This is a genomic window from Dorea sp. AF36-15AT (assembly GCF_003477705.1).
Lineage (GTDB): Bacteria > Bacillota > Clostridia > Lachnospirales > Lachnospiraceae > Claveliimonas > Claveliimonas ammoniilytica.
In genome coordinates this window covers 98,649-116,023 of sequence record NZ_QUDV01000006.1, presented here as the reverse complement: position 1 = coordinate 116,023, position 17,375 = coordinate 98,649, and the positions used below count along the sequence as shown (strand labels likewise).

Below are 17,375 nucleotides of genomic sequence, written 5' to 3'. Positions count from 1 at the left end.
TCTTATTCCTCAATCTTCTTTATCTTTACCTGCAAAATGATAAATGCCAGTGAAAGAATCGGTGTCATCCAGTTCAGGAATGCATACGGCATATAAGCCAGTGTCGATACGCCTAATACTCCTGCTGCAAACTGTGCGCCTACATTCCATGGTACCAATGCACTACCAAGCGTACCTACATCCTCCAGGATTCTGGATAAGTTCTGGCTCTTCAGATTGTATTTCTGGAATGCACTTCCAAATAAGGTTGCAACCATGACAAAAGCAAAGTTATTATCCGCAATAACCAGAATACACAGCAGTGTTGCACACCATGCCATCAGCATAATACCTCTTGGTGATTTGTATTTCTCCGTAATGTAATGGAAAATAGGTTCCAGCATTCCTGTCTTATCCAGGATTCCACCAAGTCCAAGTCCTCCTACAAATACTGCAAGCAGACTCAGCATACTTGTCATACCGCCACGGTTCAACAGGCTGATCAAAATCTCATTCTTGGTCTCACAGGTAAATCCGCTATATAAAAATGTTCCCATATCAGCTACAGAATAGCCCTGATAGAACACTGCGATCAGAATCGCAACCACGGTTCCTGACATCATAGACACGATGGTTCCCTTTTTCATCAGAATCATCACAATTACAACTACAATCGGAATAACCGGAATCAAATTGATGTGAAACATTCCCTTTAATCCATTCATAATACTGTCGACAGTACTTGCATCGTAGCTATCGCCGGAAATACCGATACCGATTCCCAGATAAATAACTAACGATACAACTGCTGCAGGAATTGTAGTCTGCATCATGGCTTTGATATGATCCATAATGTAAGTCTCTGTAATCGTAGAACACATGATCGTGCTGTCTGACATCGGTGACATCTTATCACCAAACCACGCGCCGCTGACTACCGCACCTGCTGTAATTGCAGGATTCACGCCAAGTCCAGCGCCAACACCCATCATCGCAATACCTACCGTTCCAAGGGTTCCCCATGAGGTTCCCATGATTACTGACATGATACAGCACATGACGAATGTAAGTGCAAGGAAGAATTTAGGAGTGATCAGTTTCAATCCGGCTACTAAGATGGTCGGAACCGTTCCGGCAGCCATAAATGACGCGATCATCATGCCAACCGCAAGGATGATCGCTGCCGGAGCAATACATTTCTGTGCCATCTCATATGCAAAGCCTTCCATTTCTGAGAAGCTGTAACCCAGATGCGCTGCAAATGGCCACATAATCATCCAGCATAAAAACAACAGTATCGCAATATTTACATTAAATACGCCAATCCCTACCGCAATAAATGCGACAATCAATACGATTGCCAGGGATGAAAGAGTAAGGGATGCTTTTTTCTTTTCCATAGTAATCTCCATTCATTTTATACAACTATTTGTTACTATTTCATCTGGCCAAATGAACTGCTGCCCTGTTGATATAACTGTTCAGAACAACAGAAAAGGCGTTAACGAATCTTCCTTACACTTTTTCCAAAGCTCGGCTTTCCCGGTATGCCGATAGCAGGAGATTCGCTAACACCTTATATTCAATGCAGTCAGTATAGCATCAAAGTTTTTAAAACACAATTTAAGAATACTTATAACTATTTATTTTCTATTCTAATACTGCCGCTTTGCGGAAGAAATAAGTTCCAATTACAAACAGTACTGCAATCAAGAGGTTCGTTAATCTCTCATCTGATATATATCCTTCCGGAAAATGCCACATGCGGAAGTTCATAAAAGCTACTGTTCTTTGGACAGATCGGGCGATACAGCGGATCTGCCACAATGATCTTTGCATCTTTCAATGCCTCTTCCATTGCTTCTTCTCCAAGCAATACTTTATCTTTTCCACCAAGTAATGCTTCACATTCTTTTAATGGACACAAGACGCGAACTGCACATCCATACTTTTTCTCGATACCCGCTGCTAAAGATCCCATCGTAACAGGTTCACCGATCAGTGTAATGTCTGCATCCTGCTGCATGCGGTTCTGCAAATATACCGTCGGCTGCTCTGGCTGTCTGACACCTGCCTTGTCCAGTGCATTTGAGATTTCTTCTACCATCCATTGATTCGGTGTTCCGACTACATATGGCATTCCGAATTTTTCCCGAAGCACTTTCGCTGCGCGCAGTCCCACGGCTGATACCACCAGGTTCACATCCGCTTCCGCAGATCGCTGCAGCGTCTCAAGTTCATCTCCCATTGCCCACGTTGAGACAACCTTCCATCCGTACTGCTCCAGATTAGCTTTTAATAATTCAACATTTTCCTGTGGTCCAAAATCCAGTGGTGTCACGCCTAACAGGTTAACACTGCGGGAAGAACCGTCTTTCTTGCTATCGGGCACTTCAACAAACCGCTTTGCAATTTCTTCCAGTGCAATACCTGCACCATACACATAGTCATGCATGCCATTCGTCGGCACAGGAAATGCCGGAATCCCGGTTTCTACCTCAATGACTCTTGCAATTGCCGGAAAATCCGTACCGTTCATAAATGGGATCGGAGAACCTGCCAGTGCGATGAATTTGGGATGCAGTTCTCTGGCTGCATGCTCGATATCATCAATGAATTTCCGGTCATTTCCCAGGATCGCATCGATCTCTGTCAGACCTGAAATAAAGATCAGGCTGTCCTGATCGTACCAGCGGATCTCGTCATGAGTATTATAAGTAGAGTTACATCCGGACGGATCGTGCATCACGGTCATTCCGCCCAGTTCATACAGTGCGGAACACACGCCGGACACATCTGCCGTATAAATCGGTATAATTCGATATGATTGTCTCATAGGCAGCACTCGCACCCCCATCCCTTTTGTACCACAAGTTGTTCCGTATCTTTTTCTTCACGGTATGCTTCCATCATCAGTTCTGCTGTCCTGCGGATACCATCAAATCCATACAGACCTTCTCCCTGCACCAGATTAACAAAATGGCGGCTTCTGCTAAAATACGCTGCCTTCTGTCCGATGGCAAGCACTTCCTTTTCTCCGCCTCTTGGCAACATCCGCATTTTCACCTGGATCGTTGCGATCAGTTCCAGTTCCGGTGCGCACTCCTGCAGCCAGTCAAATGCGTCTTTTTCCTCCGGGCTGATACCATCCAGATACACCGCTTTGACGTTAAATCCATGTGTCAGAAGCAGTTTTGCCAGCCCAAGAGGTCTCGGATGATACAGATAATCCAGTGCAACCGGCATATCTCCGATCAGATCCTTTGCTGCTGCCAGCGCAGATTCACAGGATTCCTTCTCGCGTGTCAGTTCCGCTTCTGTCAGTTCCGGAAGTCCCAATGCATCCGTAAGCTGCTTTAACTGTTGCTCGATCTCTTCATAATTGAAACTTCCCGGCAGATACAGATGCTCCCGATTCAGCCTGCGCGCCTGTGTCTCCATCCCGTATTTGCCAGCCGGATAAATGTCAAGAAATACCTTGCCTTTGCTCATATCCAATAGATCCTGCCACGTGTCGCACGTCGGAAGTTCCCGCACAGTATAACCATATCGTTTTAATAAACGCTTGATATCACTGCTCTCATTCAATGCAAAGTCACTGCCCAATACGGATACTGTTTTTTCATCCGGCTCCCCATCCGGCAATGGATCATACACGGCTTTCCGCAGCTTCTGATCCGGCGTTAGCCCATGCTTTTGCATGATTGGATCCATATAACAGCGAATAAAGCAGATATCCGGGAAACGATGCTCCAATTCACTGTAAATGTAATCCAGATTGCTTCCCACAAAATGATGCAGACATACCGTAAACAGCAGCACCGCTTTTGGATGATCTCCACGTTTGTTCAACACATCCGTCACACCCTCAACGGTAATATCCTCCAGATTACTGTTCAGCAGGTCCTGCTCTTCCAGAATAACAAATGAAAAACGATCTGCCGCATTCATCTCTGCCGCTGTCAGCACAACACCACGCATACAATTGTCTGCACATACATAGATCTGAATAGATTCCGGTACCTGCATTCCGCTATGTACAATGTTCCAGTTACCATGCACCGGAGAATTATACTCCAGTTCCGAAGCAAATGGAGCCGGATACGATGCGTCTTTGATTTTTAACACAGCCTCTTTTGAATCTATTTTTTTCCCTGCTCGCTGCAACATCTATACATCCTCCCTGCAGATGGCATACATCTGATTTGCAAGAGTGCGGTATTCCCCTGCCATAGCACTGTCCGGATAGCATTCCATTAATGTCTTTTTCTGTTCCTCAGAAAGTGGCACCTGCTCACTGTGGGACAACGTGCCAATGACAGATGTACGGAAGTCTTCTGCCAGTTCTTCCACTTTCTCCTCTTCTCTCGGAACATTTCTGCGGTTTAAAATGAATCCGCCAAGTTCCGCATATCCACGGTTTTTAAAATTATCCACTGCCATCGCGATATTCGCAGCTGCGTGAATTGCCATATTTTCTCCGGACGTAATGATAAATACTTTATCAGCGTAACCATTCCGCATCGGCATGGAAAATCCACCGCAGACCACATCACCGAGTACGTCATATATAACCACATCCGGCTTATACACATCATATGCACCCAGTTCTTTTAGCTTTTCCAGTGCCGTGATAATCCCGCGGCCGGCACAGCCAAGTCCCGGTGTCGGTCCGCCGGCCTCCACGCAGATGACACCGTTATATCCGATGCGGATCATATCCTCCAACTGCAATGCCTGTTTTTTCTCATTATACAGATCAAGCACTGCCGGAACTGCTTCCCCATGACGGAGCAATATCGTAGAATCTGCTTTCGGATCACAGCCAATCTGCATCACCTTAAGCCCCGTCTCTGCCAAAGCTGCTGCCACATTGGAAACGGTCGTAGATTTACCGATTCCGCCTTTTCCATATACTGCTATCCTGATCAATCGTCTGTTCCTCCTTCTGCCGGAGTTATAACATTGGAATATGCCGTCTTCGCAGATATTCCTTTCAAATGTCCGATTTTTCCAGAAAGCGCACTGATCTTATCCTGCGGTGCATCAATAGCAATGCTGATAATACTGATTCCCTTTAAGCGATATGGGATACCCATTCTTCCGATAATGTACTGACGCGCTTCGTGAAGCAGGTTGTTCAGTTCTTCAATGGCGTCTTCCCGTTCTACAATGATTGAAATAACTGCCACTCTGTTATCCATATTCGGTCTCCTTTTTCATTTCAAGAATACCTCGGCATTCTTGCTGTGAGGTGCACGTCATGCAATTGCATGACATACTTCTACTGCGCACCTCTGCAATCCTGCCGGAGGCTATATCAGCTGAGGGATTGACTCCCAGCTGATATATTGATTCAGCTCCACTCATACATTAACAAATCCTTGGCAGCAGTTCTCCGCCCGGCTGTGGAAGCAGTGCCTGTGTGCCAATCTCTGTCTCCATTACGACTCTGCCCGGTTCGTCTGCAATGACTTCTCCAATAATAGCTGCCTCTGCGGAATACGGACATTTGCGTAATGTTTCTACAATATCTTCCGCCTCTTCCTTCGGAGCCATGATCACAAGTCTTCCCTCGCATGCAAGGTATAACGGTTCCAATCCGAGCATACCACAGACTCCCTTTACCTCTGGTTGTACCGGAACTGCTGCAGCATTCAGACGGATTCCCACGTTGCTCTGCCCTGCAATCTCATACAGAACTGTTCCGACACCGCCTCTTGTTGCATCACGGATCACATGCAGATTGTGTGTGGTATCCATCACCGCTTTTACGGTTCCCCACAGCGGTGCACAGTCACTGGTCACGTCCGCTTCGATTCCAAAATTTTCTCTTTCTAATAAAATAGTGCATCCGTGACGTCCGATATCACCAGTCACAATGATTGCATCGCCCGGTTTTGCAAGCTCTCCGCCAACCGTTACCCCATCCTGGATCTCGCCGATTCCCGTGGTAGTAATAAATACACCGTCCACCTGTCCTTTTCCGGCAACCTTGGTATCTCCGGATACAATATGTACACCAGCCTCTTTTGCCGTTTTCTCCATAGCCGATGCAATCTCTTCCAACTTTTCCATCGGGAATCCTTCTTCAATGACGAATGCGCAGGTCAGATACAGCGGCTTTGCACCCATGCAGGCAAGGTCATTTACAGTTCCGCAGATTGACAATTTGCCGATATTTCCTCCAGGGAAAAATGCAGGTGACACAATAAATCCATCTGTAGACACTGCCATTCTTCCGACCGGTGGAGTCAATACTGCCGCATCGTCAGCCGTCAGATCTGCGTTTGCAAAATGTGCCTTAAACACCTGATCAATCAATTCGGAAGTCTGTTTTCCCCCGGCACCATGTGCCATCGTTACTGTTTTATTTTCCATGCTGTTTTCCTTCTTTCTTATGAATACTGATAATATGCAGAACAGGCTCCCTCACCGGATACCATGCAGGCTCCGATCGGATGCTGCGGTGTACAGCCTTTTCCAAATACTTTGCAATCGGACGGCTTACATTTACCCTGCAATACATCCCCGCAGCGACAGGCCGGATTCGGCTTTCCTTCCATCTTCGGCACCTGATATTTGGTACGGGCATCAAAGTTCTTCCACTCTGGTCTCAACTGCAGGCCGGACGCAGAAATCATACCCAGACCGCGCCATTCAGAATCGCACGCTTCCATCATCTCATCTACCAGTTCCTGCGCTTCTTTGCTTCCATCCTGTGTTACCACACGCGGATAACAATTTACAAAAAACGGCTTCCCTTCCTGGAATTTCACCAGTGCAACTGCCAGTGCTGTCATCAGTTCCCTTGCGGTAAATCCTGCCACAACACCGCTGACACCTTCCTCTGTCAGTGCTTCGCATAAACGTGTTCCTGTGATGGCATTGACATGTCCCGGATATAAAAATACATCTGCGCTGCCCTTTAATGCCTCATAAGCCTGTGGCATGGTTTTATTCGCAACTAATAAAGAATAATTATCCAGTCCATCTTCTTTTGCCGCTTTCACAGACAGACACCCCGCCGGTGTCGTTGTCTCAAATCCAACCGACAAAAATGTCACCTGCTCGTCCGGATGTTCCTTTGCATATTTTTCAGCATCTGCCGGAGAATATACGATGCGGATTTTTGCGCCCTGTTCCCTTGCTCCCGCGAGGCTCATTTTTGTCCCCGGCACGCGCACCAGATCTCCAAACGTACAGATGGTCACACCTTTTTCCAGAGCCAGATAGATCGCCTCATCAATAAAACTGACTGGTGTTACACAGACCGGACATCCAGGTCCCGAGATCAATTCCACCTGCTCTGGCAGCAATTTACGGATTCCCAGACGGAATATCTCATGGGTATGGGTGCCACATACTTCCATGATCCGCACCTTCGGTCCATTATAATTTTCAATGATCTCTCTGGCGGTTTTCTTTTTATTTTCACCGTTTGTATCTCCCATTACAAAAATTCCTCCATGAGCTGATCTGTCTCGCTGTCATCCTCATCTGTGATCTTGGCAATTGCCACACCGGCGTGAACCATAACGTAATCTCCCGGTTCCAGATCTTCCAGCAACTGAGATGAAACCTCTCTTTTGGCACCGCCGGCATCAATCACCGCTGTGCCATTACTGATCTTTACTACCTTTGCTGATAAACCTACACACATTTATCTTTCCTCCTAAAAACGCTTAATCTATGTCAAATGCTATATCTCTTTTTCCGCTATTTGTAATCGGTTCATCCCATAAGCCGCCTGTCCGATTGCAATTCCCCCGTCATTCGGAGGGATCATGTGATGACGCAGCACTTCAAATCCTTCCTGCCCCAATCGTTCTTCTGTCAAATGAAGCAGTAATCGGTTCTGGAATACGCCGCCACTCAATGCTGTTTTATTCCTGCCAGAGCTCTTACGCGCTTCTATGCAGACTGCCACAATCTGTTCCGCCAGTGTCTGGTGAAACAGATACGCCAATGCTCCGCTGTCAGCACCTTGCAGTTTTGTTTCTACTATCAATTGCACCAGTGCTTCTGTATTTAATATACACCGTCCCTCTGATCCTAATATCACAGGCTGAACATTATCCCATATCTCATTTCCGTTCAGTTTGCCTTTCTGCTCAAACTCCTCTGCCGCGAACTGCAATGCTGTAGACGCTTCTCCCTCAAAGCTTGACTGCCGCCGGATTCCAAGAATCGCGCTGACTGCATCAAACAGCCGTCCTGCACTGGTTGACATTACCGCATTGATCTTCCGGTCTGCCATGGTAAACTGTACCTTGCATTCCTGTTCACTGCAAAGTCCCAGTTTTTCAATGATCTCCCATGCTTTTTCCCGGTTTTTTGTATATCCGTAGATCATCGACACGGCGATACGCCATCCTTCTTTTGCAGACGCATCTCCGCCAATCTGTAAAAACGGTGTTATGCTGCCAAATCTTATAAAATTCTGATAATCTGCCAGCAGAATCTCGCCGCCCCAGATGGTTCCGTCTGTTCCGTATCCGGTTCCGTCAAATGATACTCCGATGACCGGCTCCTGACAGTCATTTTCCGTCATACAGGATAAAACATGCGCATAATGATGCTGCACCTGTAGCATCGGAAACCCGAGGTTCTCTGCCACAACCGTGGAATTGTATTTCGGATGCAGATCACAAACCACCACCTGCGGCTCTACCTCCAATAACGTCTGAAACCGATGAATCGTCTCCTGCAAGGCTTTTACCGTCCGCAGATCTTCCAGATCGCCCACATACGGTGACGGATAAAAACGGCTGTCCACACCGATACAGAATGTATTTTTAAGTTCTCCGCCAACCGCAAGTACCTGCCCCTTCCAGTCTGTTGATGTCATAAATGGAAGCGGTGCGTAACCTCTGGAACGCCGGATCATATATGGCTCGTTTTTATAAAAATCCATCACCGTATCGTCGGCTCGAATCCGTATTTTTCGATTATGAGATAAAATTGCATCACACAAATGGGATAACTCTGTGATTGCTTCCTCATCATCCCGGCAGATCGGCGCACCGGAAGTATTGCCGCTTGTCATCACCAGCAGATCCGGCATTTCGATTCCATCATCATACTGAAACAACAATAACTGAACCGGTGCATACGGAAGCATCACGCCAACTTTGGGATTTCCCGGTGCCACAGATGGAGCCAGTTTCTCTGTCTGTCCCCCATTTGACCGTCTGTCTAATAACAGGATCGGTTTCTGATGCCCGGTCAGAATCTGCTCCTGCTCCGGTGTCACGATGCATTCCCGTTTTACTACAGTTTCATCTTTCGCCATAACCGCAAATGGTTTTGCCGGTCGATGCTTTAACATCCGCAGACGGCTCACTGTCTCTTCATTTGTTGCATCGCAGCACAAATGAAAACCGCCGATACCTTTGATCGCCACAATTCCACCATCATGAATCACCTTCCTTGTATACGTGATAGCATCTCTGCCTCGCTCGCCTCTACCAATCAGATACACCTCCGGTCCGCACGCATTGCAGCACACCGGCTGCGCATCGTAACGCCTTGTCTTCGGATCATCATATTCCTCCGCACAATCCGGACACATCGGAAACTCCTTCATGCTGGTACGCTCTCTGTCGTAAGGCAGTGAATCCAGAATCGTCATCCGCGGCCCGCAGCAGGTGCAGTTGATAAACGGATGCAGATACCGCCGATCCTTTGGATTGTACATTTCCTCTTTGCACTCGTCACAGATCGCAATATCCGGAGAAACAAATATCTCGCCCTTCGTTTTCTCACTCTCGATAATATCAAATGTCCCAAACTGCGGCGCATTCTCTGCAGGAATATCTTCTGTATTTATTTTCAAAATAGCCGCACGCTTCGGTGGACGTTCCTCAAGGTCTTGGAGAAATCCATCGACCTGCGCCCCGGAACCCTGTGCGTAAATTTCTACATATGGTCCCTTATTACAGACATTTCCGCGAATCCCATTTGACACAGCATGGCGGCTCACCGTCGGTCGAAAGCCGACACCCTGAACGATACCGTATACCCTGATCCTCTTCGTAACCTCGCTCATACCCCATTTTCTCCTGATCTTATTTCAATCGTCCCGACACTGCAAAATGCACGGTATCCACGAATATTCCGGCAAATTTCGGTGTCATCCGTTCCATACAGTGATCCGCATAGATCACATCAAAATCACCGTTTTCCACAAGTTCCATATAATCATCCTCATCCCGCAGATGCAGATCTCCATCCTGTCGAAGTTCCGACTTCATCATAAACCAGCTTGCCACCGTCACCTGCACATCCGACGCTTTTTTCAAAATTTCCTCACGGATTGCATTTCCGATCACCTGTTGCTGCACAACCAGTACCTTTTTCCCGCTGTAATCCATATCGTAAACCAATTCATCCACCAGCGGATAAGCAATCTCATACGGCGTTCCGAAAGTTCTCTCCAGATATTTTGCAGCTTTCAGTGCTGCCGGTGCCACCACGATATGTTTTTCCACATTAGATACAGATTTCACATCATCCAATCCGTTTCCCATGCCATAACAGATAGCATGTTTCCCTTCTGCCGCAAAATGCCCCCGGATTCGGTCTGCCGCTCGCAAGTCACTGATATCCTGCGGTGTCATGCCGAGGATTCCGATATTTCCCGGAATCACGTCTTCCTTTTCTCCTGCAAACACCCGGAACAATTCCAACCATGCTTTTTCCTCACCTTTGTCATACAGCTCCATGCCATCGGTGTCCACCGTCAAAATCGGCAGATCTACTTTTTTCTCCGTCATGCGCTTCAACGCATGGTAATCCGTTCCGATGACCGCCGGAACCGGTGTTCCGATGATCGCCGCAAATTTTGCATCCAGCTTTGTCACCGCATCCGCAAGTTTTGCCACCAGACGGTCATCCCGTCCGAGGATTGCATCCATATCGCGAAGCCCTGCACTGAACAGTGCACTTTTGCTCTCAAACCAGCGCGGCTCATCAAATCCACAGATATTTCCGGTACAGCCACCGGCATCACAGATCACGATGATCCCGCCAAATTCATATAACACAGACACCGCGCCGGACTGATCCGGTGCAAAAGGTGTCAGATATTTTCTCAGTCCTCTCATTACTCTATACCTCCGCCAGTGCCTCAAACAGTCTGCGGACGCCGGCATAACCGTACGGCTGCCGTTCCCCGTTCCAGAGCACGTTTGGACAGTTTTTATGATAATAACCGGCATCTTTTCCGATGGTCAGATTTACCCCGGAATCCGTTCCGTCATAATACAGCATCGTCGGTTCCAAATTGGAAAATACTTTCGTCTCCGGGCTCAGTGCCGCCAGCTGTTTTATATAAATAAAATTCTCACCAGATAACGTTCCGTAAATCTCCGGCACTCGAAAACCGTAACGCACAAGAGCAAGCGCCAGTTCAAATGGATCTCCGTTCATCCACTCACCAACTGCAAAAGATACATCCGGATGAAGTTCTTTAAATTTTGCCACCGCAGCTTCTGCTGTTTTCCGCGGTTCCTCATCATCAAATTCCACACCAAGTGCTACGCCAAATGCACGATACTGACTGGCAATTTTATCGATCTGATATAGTCTGCGCAGCTCGATATACGGGATCTTCAACCGATCATGAAAATCCTCTGCCGCAAATCTTGCTTCCGGATGAAGCACAAGATTAAAATTCGCCTCAGACATCGTCTGATATTCTTCATAATCCTTGCATCTGGAAATCTCATGAATTGTCTTTACGCCAGCACCATGAAGCAGATCGTACAGCTCACAGTCATCCACCAGCGGAGAAAAATACCCTAATAAATTCACCACATTTCCTTTTTTCTTTCTCGGCTCAAGCAAAGAATAAATCGACTGACGCACGTGCACCATCGGTGGCTTGCGTCCTTCTCTCGTCAGAGCATACATATAACACGGTTTTACCGGAAGTCCAGTGGCTTCCTCCGCCTTGCGGCAGACACGCTCCATATCCGTTCCAAGCAGCGCGTCCACACAGGTAATGCAGATCATCACAACGGACGGTTTTTTCTCCAACCCCTCACAGATCTCTGCCACCGCCTTTGGAATTTTTTTTAAATGACGTCCTGTAACGATATCTGTCTCGTCCATCAGCAGATAGTAAAAACGGTCGTGATAAGCCCGCATAGAACTCAAAACCGATGTATTACGTCCGCAGCATCCCGGTGCCACGATCAGCATGATGGAATCCGGAACCGCCAGTCCCGCACGTTTGACACCAAAGCCCTCCGCTCCCGGTGAGTTAAACGCCAGCGTCGCCGGCGAACTGTAGATCAGATGCGTATGGGAAATAAGCTGCTGCGGAATATTATCTTTTCCACGACTGTTCAGTTCTTCTACTGTACAAAAATATGCTTCCTGTCTCATGCATTTTCCTCTTCTTTCAATAATAATTCCGCCAAATCAAAGAAACATCTGCTGATCTCAGAATCCGGATCACCCTCAATCACTGTTTTTCCCTGATCTTCCCAACGGATGATTTCATCACTCCGCGGCACTTCTCCTACGATCGGCACACCGATTTTTTCAGAAAATGCCTGCACTTTTTCTGTCTCATTTTCCACATTTCGATGATTCAGCACGATACCAAATACACGGGCATAGCTGCGATCCTCAAAGTTGCTCACCGCACTGGAAATATTATTGGCAGCGTACAGTGCCATTTTTTCTCCGGACGTAACGATCAGAACTTTCTCTGCATATCCCTCACGGATCGGTGCCGCAAAACCGCCACAGACCACATCGCCCAATACGTCATACAACACCACATCCGGCTTATAGTGTTCGAACAATTCCATATCTTCCAGAAGTTGGAATGTTGCAATAATGCCTCGACCTGCACAGCCAAGTCCCGGTGTCGGTCCGCCGGTCTCGATACAGAGGATTCCTCCATAACCTTCCTTCGAGATCTGTGCCAGCTCATCCGGTTCCTCATCTTCCTCTCTCATATAATTCATCACCGGGCGAAGCGGCTCGCCGCCAAGCAGATTGATCGTAGAATCCGCCTTCGGATCACATCCGATCTGAATGACACGTTTTCCCATGTTTGCAAAAGCGGCTGCCAGATTAGAAGTCACTGTGGACTTTCCGATACCGCCCTTTCCGTAAATCGCTACCTTTAACATACTTTCCTCCTGAAATCGGCATATAATTAACAAACAGAAAAAGAACCATCTTTCCGGCAATCTGTCAGAAAATGGTTCTGTAAATTCTTATCTCGTAACTATTCCTGCTCGGATCATCCTTGCCGTCAGAGTTGTCTTATTCGTTTGTCTTAAATCATTCTCATTAATTGCTGCCCTATCTTCTTCACCAAATGCTCTGCAGATGCATGAATCAGATGCAGTAATCTAATAATTATTTTACCAGTTGTCATGCAAGTTAGTCAATGTGAACCGCTGATATACCCAAAAAAAGACTCTTGGAACTTCAGAGTTTACTCTCCAAAGTTCCAGGAGTCTTAATTTATGTTTGGACAATTCACGCAAACTTACGCGAATTTACATTTGCTGCCACACAAATTATGCATTCTTCTGAGCGATAGCTGCCTGAGCTGCTGCCAGTCGAGCAATCGGTACACGGAATGGTGAGCAAGATACATAGTCCAGTCCGATCTTGTTGCAGAATTCTACTGAACTTGGATCTCCACCGTGCTCTCCACAGATACCGATGTGAAGCTTTGGATTAACCGGCTTACCTAACTTAATAGCAGTCTCCATCAGCTTGCCGACACCATTCTGGTCAAGCTTAGCGAATGGATCGTTCTCGTAGATCTTAGCATCATAGTAAGCATCAAGGAACTTACCGGCATCATCACGAGAGAAGCCGAATGCCATCTGTGTAAGGTCATTCGTACCGAAGCAGAAGAAGTCAGCTTCCTCAGCGATCTCATCAGCTGTCAGAGCAGCTCTTGGGATCTCGATCATAGTACCAACTTCGTACTTAAGATCTGCGCCTGCTGCTGCGATCTCAGCATCTGCTGTCTCTACTACAAACTTCTTAACATATTTCAGCTCTTTTACATCACCGATCAACGGAATCATAATCTCTGGTACAAGATCCCAATCCGGATGAGCCTTCTTAACATTGATAGCTGCACGGATAACAGCCTTTGTCTGCATCTTGGCAATCTCTGGATAAGTAACTGCAAGACGGCATCCACGATGTCCCATCATTGGGTTGAACTCATGCAGACTGTCGATAATAGTCTTGATCTCTTCTACAGTCTTGCCCTGCGCTTCTGCCAGTTTCTTAATATCTTCTTCCTCTGTAGGAACGAACTCATGAAGCGGTGGATCCAGGAAACGGATAGTTACCGGATTACCTTCCAGTGCTTCATACAGAGCCTCGAAGTCTCCCTGCTGGTATGGCAGGATCTTCTCCAGTGCAGCTTCTCTTTCTTCTACAGTATCAGCACAGATCATCTCACGGAATGCAGCAATTCTGTCTTCCTCGAAGAACATATGCTCTGTACGGCAAAGTCCGATACCTTCTGCTCCAAGCTCACGTGCTTTCTTAGCATCTGCAGGTGTATCTGCATTCGTACGAACCTTCATAGTTCTGTATTTGTCAGCCCAAGCCATGATTCTTCCGAACTCACCGGCGATCTGAGCGTCAACAGTAGGAATAATTCCGTCATAGATGTTACCTGTAGTACCATCGATAGAGATTGCATCTCCTTCGTGGAATTCTTTTCCTGCTAATGTAAACTTCTTATTCTCTTCATCCATTGCAATGTCGCCACAACCAGATACACAGCATGTACCCATACCACGAGCAACTACGGCTGCGTGAGATGTCATACCACCACGAACTGTCAGGATACCCTGCGCAGACTTCATACCTGTAATATCTTCCGGAGATGTCTCCAGACGAACCAGAACAACCTTTTCTCCCTTAGCTGCCCATTCTACAGCATCATCAGCTGTGAATACGATCTTACCGCAGGCTGCTCCCGGAGAAGCTCCAAGACCTTTACCCATCGGTGTAGCAGCTTTCAGTGCTGCAGCATCGAACTGTGGGTGAAGCAGTGTATCCAGGTTACGTGGATCGATCATAGCAACTGCTTCTTCTTCTGTTCTCATGCCTTCATCTACCAGATCACAAGCGATCTTCAGAGCTGCCTGAGCAGTTCTCTTACCGTTACGTGTCTGAAGCATGTACAGCTTACCGTGCTCTACAGTAAACTCCATATCCTGCATGTCTCTATAGTGGTTCTCCAGAGTCTCGCATACTTTCTTGAATTCTACGAATGCTTCCGGGAACTTGTCTTCCATCTCAGAAATGTGCATTGGTGTACGAACACCGGCAACTACGTCCTCGCCCTGTGCATTGGTCAGGAACTCACCGAACAGTCCGTTCTCTCCTGTAGCAGGGTCACGTGTAAATGCAACACCTGTACCACAGTCATCACCCATGTTACCGAATGCCATAGACTGTACGTTAACAGCTGTTCCCCAAGAATATGGGATATCGTTGTCACGACGGTATACATTCGCACGCGGGTTGTCCCATGAACGGAATACAGCTTTGATAGCTCCCATCAGCTGTTCCTTCGGCTCATCCGGGAAGTCAGCACCAATCTTCTCTTTGTATTCAGCCTTGAACTGATTAGCCAGCTCTTTCAGATCGTCAGCAGTCAGATCTACATCCTGCTTAACTCCTCTGTCAGCTTTCATCTTGTCGATCAGCTCTTCGAAGTACTTCTTGCCTACTTCCATAACTACGTCAGAATACATCTGAATAAATCTTCTGTAGCAGTCCCAAGCCCAACGCGGATTACCAGACTGTTTTGCAATTGTCTCAACAACTGTCTCATTCAATCCAAGGTTCAGGATTGTATCCATCATACCAGGCATAGAAGCTCTTGCTCCTGAACGAACAGATACGAGAAGCGGATTCTCGCTGTCGCCAAACTTCTTACCTGTAATCTCTTCCATTTTAACAATGTACTCATTGATCTGTGCCTGGATCTCTTCATTGATCTCTCTGCCATCTTCGTAGTACTGAGTACAAGCTTCAGTAGTGATAGTAAATCCCTGCGGTACCGGAAGTCCGAGGCTTGTCATCTCAGCCAGGTTAGCTCCCTTACCACCAAGCAGCTCACGCATGCTTGCGTTACCTTCACTAAACAAATAAACCCATTTTCTTGCCATTTTTAAATGACCTCCTAAATAATAATTTGCATGTCAAGTCGCTCTTATAATTTTAATGGTTTTGACCATATACGTCAAGTATTTGGCTGTCATAAATTGGCAGTTTTTTATAAATAATCCCGTTTTAGTTTTCCTTTTTCTTGTGCATACTGCAATAGATTTCTCATTCTGTGGTTACAGCTTCCTATATGTACTCCGGCATTCACGACAATTTGGCATTGATCAATCATATTTTCTGCATTTTTATATGTATTGTCGCTAATCTCTTCAAACGGTTCTTCTGTAATGATTTTCGATGCCAGTACTCTTGCTGCCTGATAATCCACATCATTGGTATACAATATACCTGCCGCAAATGGTCTGCCTTCCCGCTGAAGCTTCCGATAGATCGGTGTTCCATTGCCACCGGAAGAAATGACAAAGACTTCCGGCTCTCCTTCTGTCTTCTTAAGTTCCAGACTGCCGGACAATGGATTATAGGAACCATTGTCTAGATCATATAGTTTTTCTATGGTCTCTTCGTAAAATACCTCTTCCGGCGTTCCATACGCCATAATCTCTTCCCCGCGCACACAGACGATCCTGTCCGCACATTTCTGAGCCAGATCAATCTCGTGCAGAGACATAAGCACCGTAATTCCCTTTTCCTTTGCCATACGTTTCAGAATATCAAGAAGTTCCAGCTTATACCGGATATCCAGATATGAAGTCGGTTCGTCCAGCACAATGATCTCCGGCTCCTGACAGATGGCTCTCGCCAGCATAATTCGCTGCTTCTGCCCATCGCTGATCGCATTAAAATCCCGATTGCCGATCTCCTGTGCGTGAACTGCCGCCATTGCTTCATCTACGATCCGTTCATCCTCTGCGGTCAGGATACCGAGTCTTCCGGTATACGGATACCGTCCCGTTGCCACAATATCGTGACAGGTCATAAGTTCTGTCCGGATTCGTTCTGTTAATACCACTGCCATCCTGGACGACAACTCTTTATAAGAAATATTCGTCAGAGACGTATCATCAAAAAACACCTTACCGCCCACCAGTCTGAGCTGCCTGGTAATACTTTTAAGGATTGTAGACTTCCCGGAACCATTGGGTCCTATCAATGTTACGATCTCGCCCTTACAGATGCCAAAATTAATATCATGGATCAGTGCCTTTCCCTGATAGCCCACGGCCAGGTCTTTGGTCTGCAAATAATACTCAGCCATA

The 17,375-nt window shown here is 46.8% G+C and carries 15 protein-coding genes; all 15 read right to left on the bottom strand.

The window, feature by feature from the left end; genetic code table 11:
- Positions 1-2 precede the first annotated feature (2 nt).
- Positions 3-1,379 carry a Na+/H+ antiporter NhaC family protein gene (locus tag DWZ93_RS10005; RefSeq protein ID WP_158574307.1) on the bottom strand — a complete coding sequence of 459 codons (1,377 nt, stop codon included), beginning with the start codon at positions 1,377-1,379 and terminating at the stop codon, positions 3-5.
- A 329-nt stretch (positions 1,380-1,708) separates the two neighbouring features.
- Complete coding sequence (locus tag DWZ93_RS10000) at positions 1,709-2,815, bottom strand: nitrogenase component 1 (protein WP_118452826.1); 1,107 nt, start codon at positions 2,813-2,815, stop codon at positions 1,709-1,711.
- Positions 2,812-4,149 (bottom strand): nitrogenase component 1, encoded by a 1,338-nt coding sequence (locus DWZ93_RS09995; protein WP_118452825.1) that lies wholly within the window; start codon positions 4,147-4,149, stop codon positions 2,812-2,814. The genes DWZ93_RS10000 and DWZ93_RS09995 overlap by 4 nt, the downstream gene beginning before the upstream one ends.
- Positions 4,150-4,911 carry a nitrogenase iron protein NifH gene (locus tag DWZ93_RS09990; RefSeq protein WP_118452824.1) on the bottom strand — a complete coding sequence of 254 codons (762 nt, stop codon included), beginning with the start codon at positions 4,909-4,911 and terminating at the stop codon, positions 4,150-4,152.
- Positions 4,908-5,183, bottom strand: coding sequence for a TM1266 family iron-only hydrogenase system putative regulator (locus DWZ93_RS09985; RefSeq protein ID WP_118382703.1), 276 nt, complete (start codon positions 5,181-5,183; stop codon positions 4,908-4,910). Before DWZ93_RS09985 ends, DWZ93_RS09990 begins: the two co-directional genes overlap by 4 nt.
- Complete coding sequence (locus tag DWZ93_RS15265; protein WP_243061260.1) at positions 5,176-5,349, bottom strand: DUF6455 family protein; 174 nt, start codon at positions 5,347-5,349, stop codon at positions 5,176-5,178. Before DWZ93_RS15265 ends, DWZ93_RS09985 begins: the two co-directional genes overlap by 8 nt.
- 3 nt (positions 5,350-5,352) lie before the next feature.
- Entirely contained in the window at positions 5,353-6,360 is a 1,008-nt protein-coding gene (gene hypE / locus DWZ93_RS09980) for a hydrogenase expression/formation protein HypE (RefSeq protein ID WP_118452823.1), read from the bottom strand.
- Between the two features lie 17 nt (positions 6,361-6,377).
- Positions 6,378-7,433, bottom strand: a complete 1,056-nt coding sequence (gene hypD, locus DWZ93_RS09975; protein ID WP_118452822.1) for a hydrogenase formation protein HypD — start codon at positions 7,431-7,433, stop codon at positions 6,378-6,380.
- Positions 7,433-7,642 carry a HypC/HybG/HupF family hydrogenase formation chaperone gene (locus DWZ93_RS09970; RefSeq protein WP_021738051.1) on the bottom strand — a complete coding sequence of 70 codons (210 nt, stop codon included), beginning with the start codon at positions 7,640-7,642 and terminating at the stop codon, positions 7,433-7,435. Before DWZ93_RS09970 ends, hypD begins: the two co-directional genes overlap by 1 nt.
- Positions 7,643-7,681: 39 nt before the next feature.
- Complete coding sequence (gene hypF, locus DWZ93_RS09965; RefSeq protein WP_118452821.1) at positions 7,682-10,030, bottom strand: carbamoyltransferase HypF; 2,349 nt, start codon at positions 10,028-10,030, stop codon at positions 7,682-7,684.
- A gap of 19 nt (positions 10,031-10,049) precedes the next feature.
- The gene (locus DWZ93_RS09960) at positions 10,050-11,087 is read right to left on the bottom strand and encodes a nitrogenase component 1 (protein WP_118452820.1); all 1,038 of its coding nucleotides are present in this window, start codon (positions 11,085-11,087) and stop codon (positions 10,050-10,052) included.
- A 4-nt stretch (positions 11,088-11,091) separates the two neighbouring features.
- Positions 11,092-12,372, bottom strand: a complete 1,281-nt coding sequence (locus DWZ93_RS09955; protein WP_118452819.1) for a nitrogenase component 1 — start codon at positions 12,370-12,372, stop codon at positions 11,092-11,094.
- Entirely contained in the window at positions 12,369-13,130 is a 762-nt protein-coding gene (locus DWZ93_RS09950) for a nucleotide-binding protein (RefSeq protein ID WP_118452818.1), read from the bottom strand. The genes DWZ93_RS09955 and DWZ93_RS09950 overlap by 4 nt, the downstream gene beginning before the upstream one ends.
- Before the next feature lie 396 nt (positions 13,131-13,526).
- On the bottom strand, positions 13,527-16,160 hold the full coding sequence (ppdK, locus tag DWZ93_RS09945) for a pyruvate, phosphate dikinase (protein ID WP_118452817.1): 2,634 nt from the start codon (positions 16,158-16,160) through the stop codon (positions 13,527-13,529).
- A gap of 107 nt (positions 16,161-16,267) precedes the next feature.
- Positions 16,268-17,374 (bottom strand): ABC transporter ATP-binding protein, encoded by a 1,107-nt coding sequence (locus DWZ93_RS09940; RefSeq protein ID WP_118452816.1) that lies wholly within the window; start codon positions 17,372-17,374, stop codon positions 16,268-16,270.
- Position 17,375 lies beyond the last annotated feature (1 nt).

What these genes read in the sequence shown, in the direction of transcription:
- DWZ93_RS09960 (WP_118452820.1), bottom strand. Translation starts at nt 11,087, where the DNA reads ATGAGAGGACTGAGAAAATATCTGACACCTTTTGCACCGGATCAGTCC.
- DWZ93_RS09950 (WP_118452818.1), bottom strand. Translation starts at nt 13,130, where the DNA reads ATGTTAAAGGTAGCGATTTACGGAAAGGGCGGTATCGGAAAGTCCACA.
- DWZ93_RS09985 (WP_118382703.1), bottom strand. Translation starts at nt 5,183, where the DNA reads ATGGATAACAGAGTGGCAGTTATTTCAATCATTGTAGAACGGGAAGAC.
- DWZ93_RS10005 (WP_158574307.1), bottom strand. Translation starts at nt 1,379, where the DNA reads ATGGAAAAGAAAAAAGCATCCCTTACTCTTTCATCCCTGGCAATCGTA.
- DWZ93_RS09940 (WP_118452816.1), bottom strand. Translation starts at nt 17,374, where the DNA reads ATGGCTGAGTATTATTTGCAGACCAAAGACCTGGCCGTGGGCTATCAG.
- DWZ93_RS09995 (WP_118452825.1), bottom strand. Translation starts at nt 4,149, where the DNA reads ATGTTGCAGCGAGCAGGGAAAAAAATAGATTCAAAAGAGGCTGTGTTA.
- ppdK (WP_118452817.1), bottom strand. Translation starts at nt 16,160, where the DNA reads ATGGCAAGAAAATGGGTTTATTTGTTTAGTGAAGGTAACGCAAGCATG.
- hypD (WP_118452822.1), bottom strand. Translation starts at nt 7,433, where the DNA reads ATGGGAGATACAAACGGTGAAAATAAAAAGAAAACCGCCAGAGAGATC.
- DWZ93_RS15265 (WP_243061260.1), bottom strand. Translation starts at nt 5,349, where the DNA reads ATGAGTGGAGCTGAATCAATATATCAGCTGGGAGTCAATCCCTCAGCT.
- DWZ93_RS09955 (WP_118452819.1), bottom strand. Translation starts at nt 12,372, where the DNA reads ATGAGACAGGAAGCATATTTTTGTACAGTAGAAGAACTGAACAGTCGT.
- hypE (WP_118452823.1), bottom strand. Translation starts at nt 6,360, where the DNA reads ATGGAAAATAAAACAGTAACGATGGCACATGGTGCCGGGGGAAAACAG.
- DWZ93_RS10000 (WP_118452826.1), bottom strand. Translation starts at nt 2,815, where the DNA reads ATGAGACAATCATATCGAATTATACCGATTTATACGGCAGATGTGTCC.
- DWZ93_RS09970 (WP_021738051.1), bottom strand. Translation starts at nt 7,642, where the DNA reads ATGTGTGTAGGTTTATCAGCAAAGGTAGTAAAGATCAGTAATGGCACA.
- hypF (WP_118452821.1), bottom strand. Translation starts at nt 10,030, where the DNA reads ATGAGCGAGGTTACGAAGAGGATCAGGGTATACGGTATCGTTCAGGGT.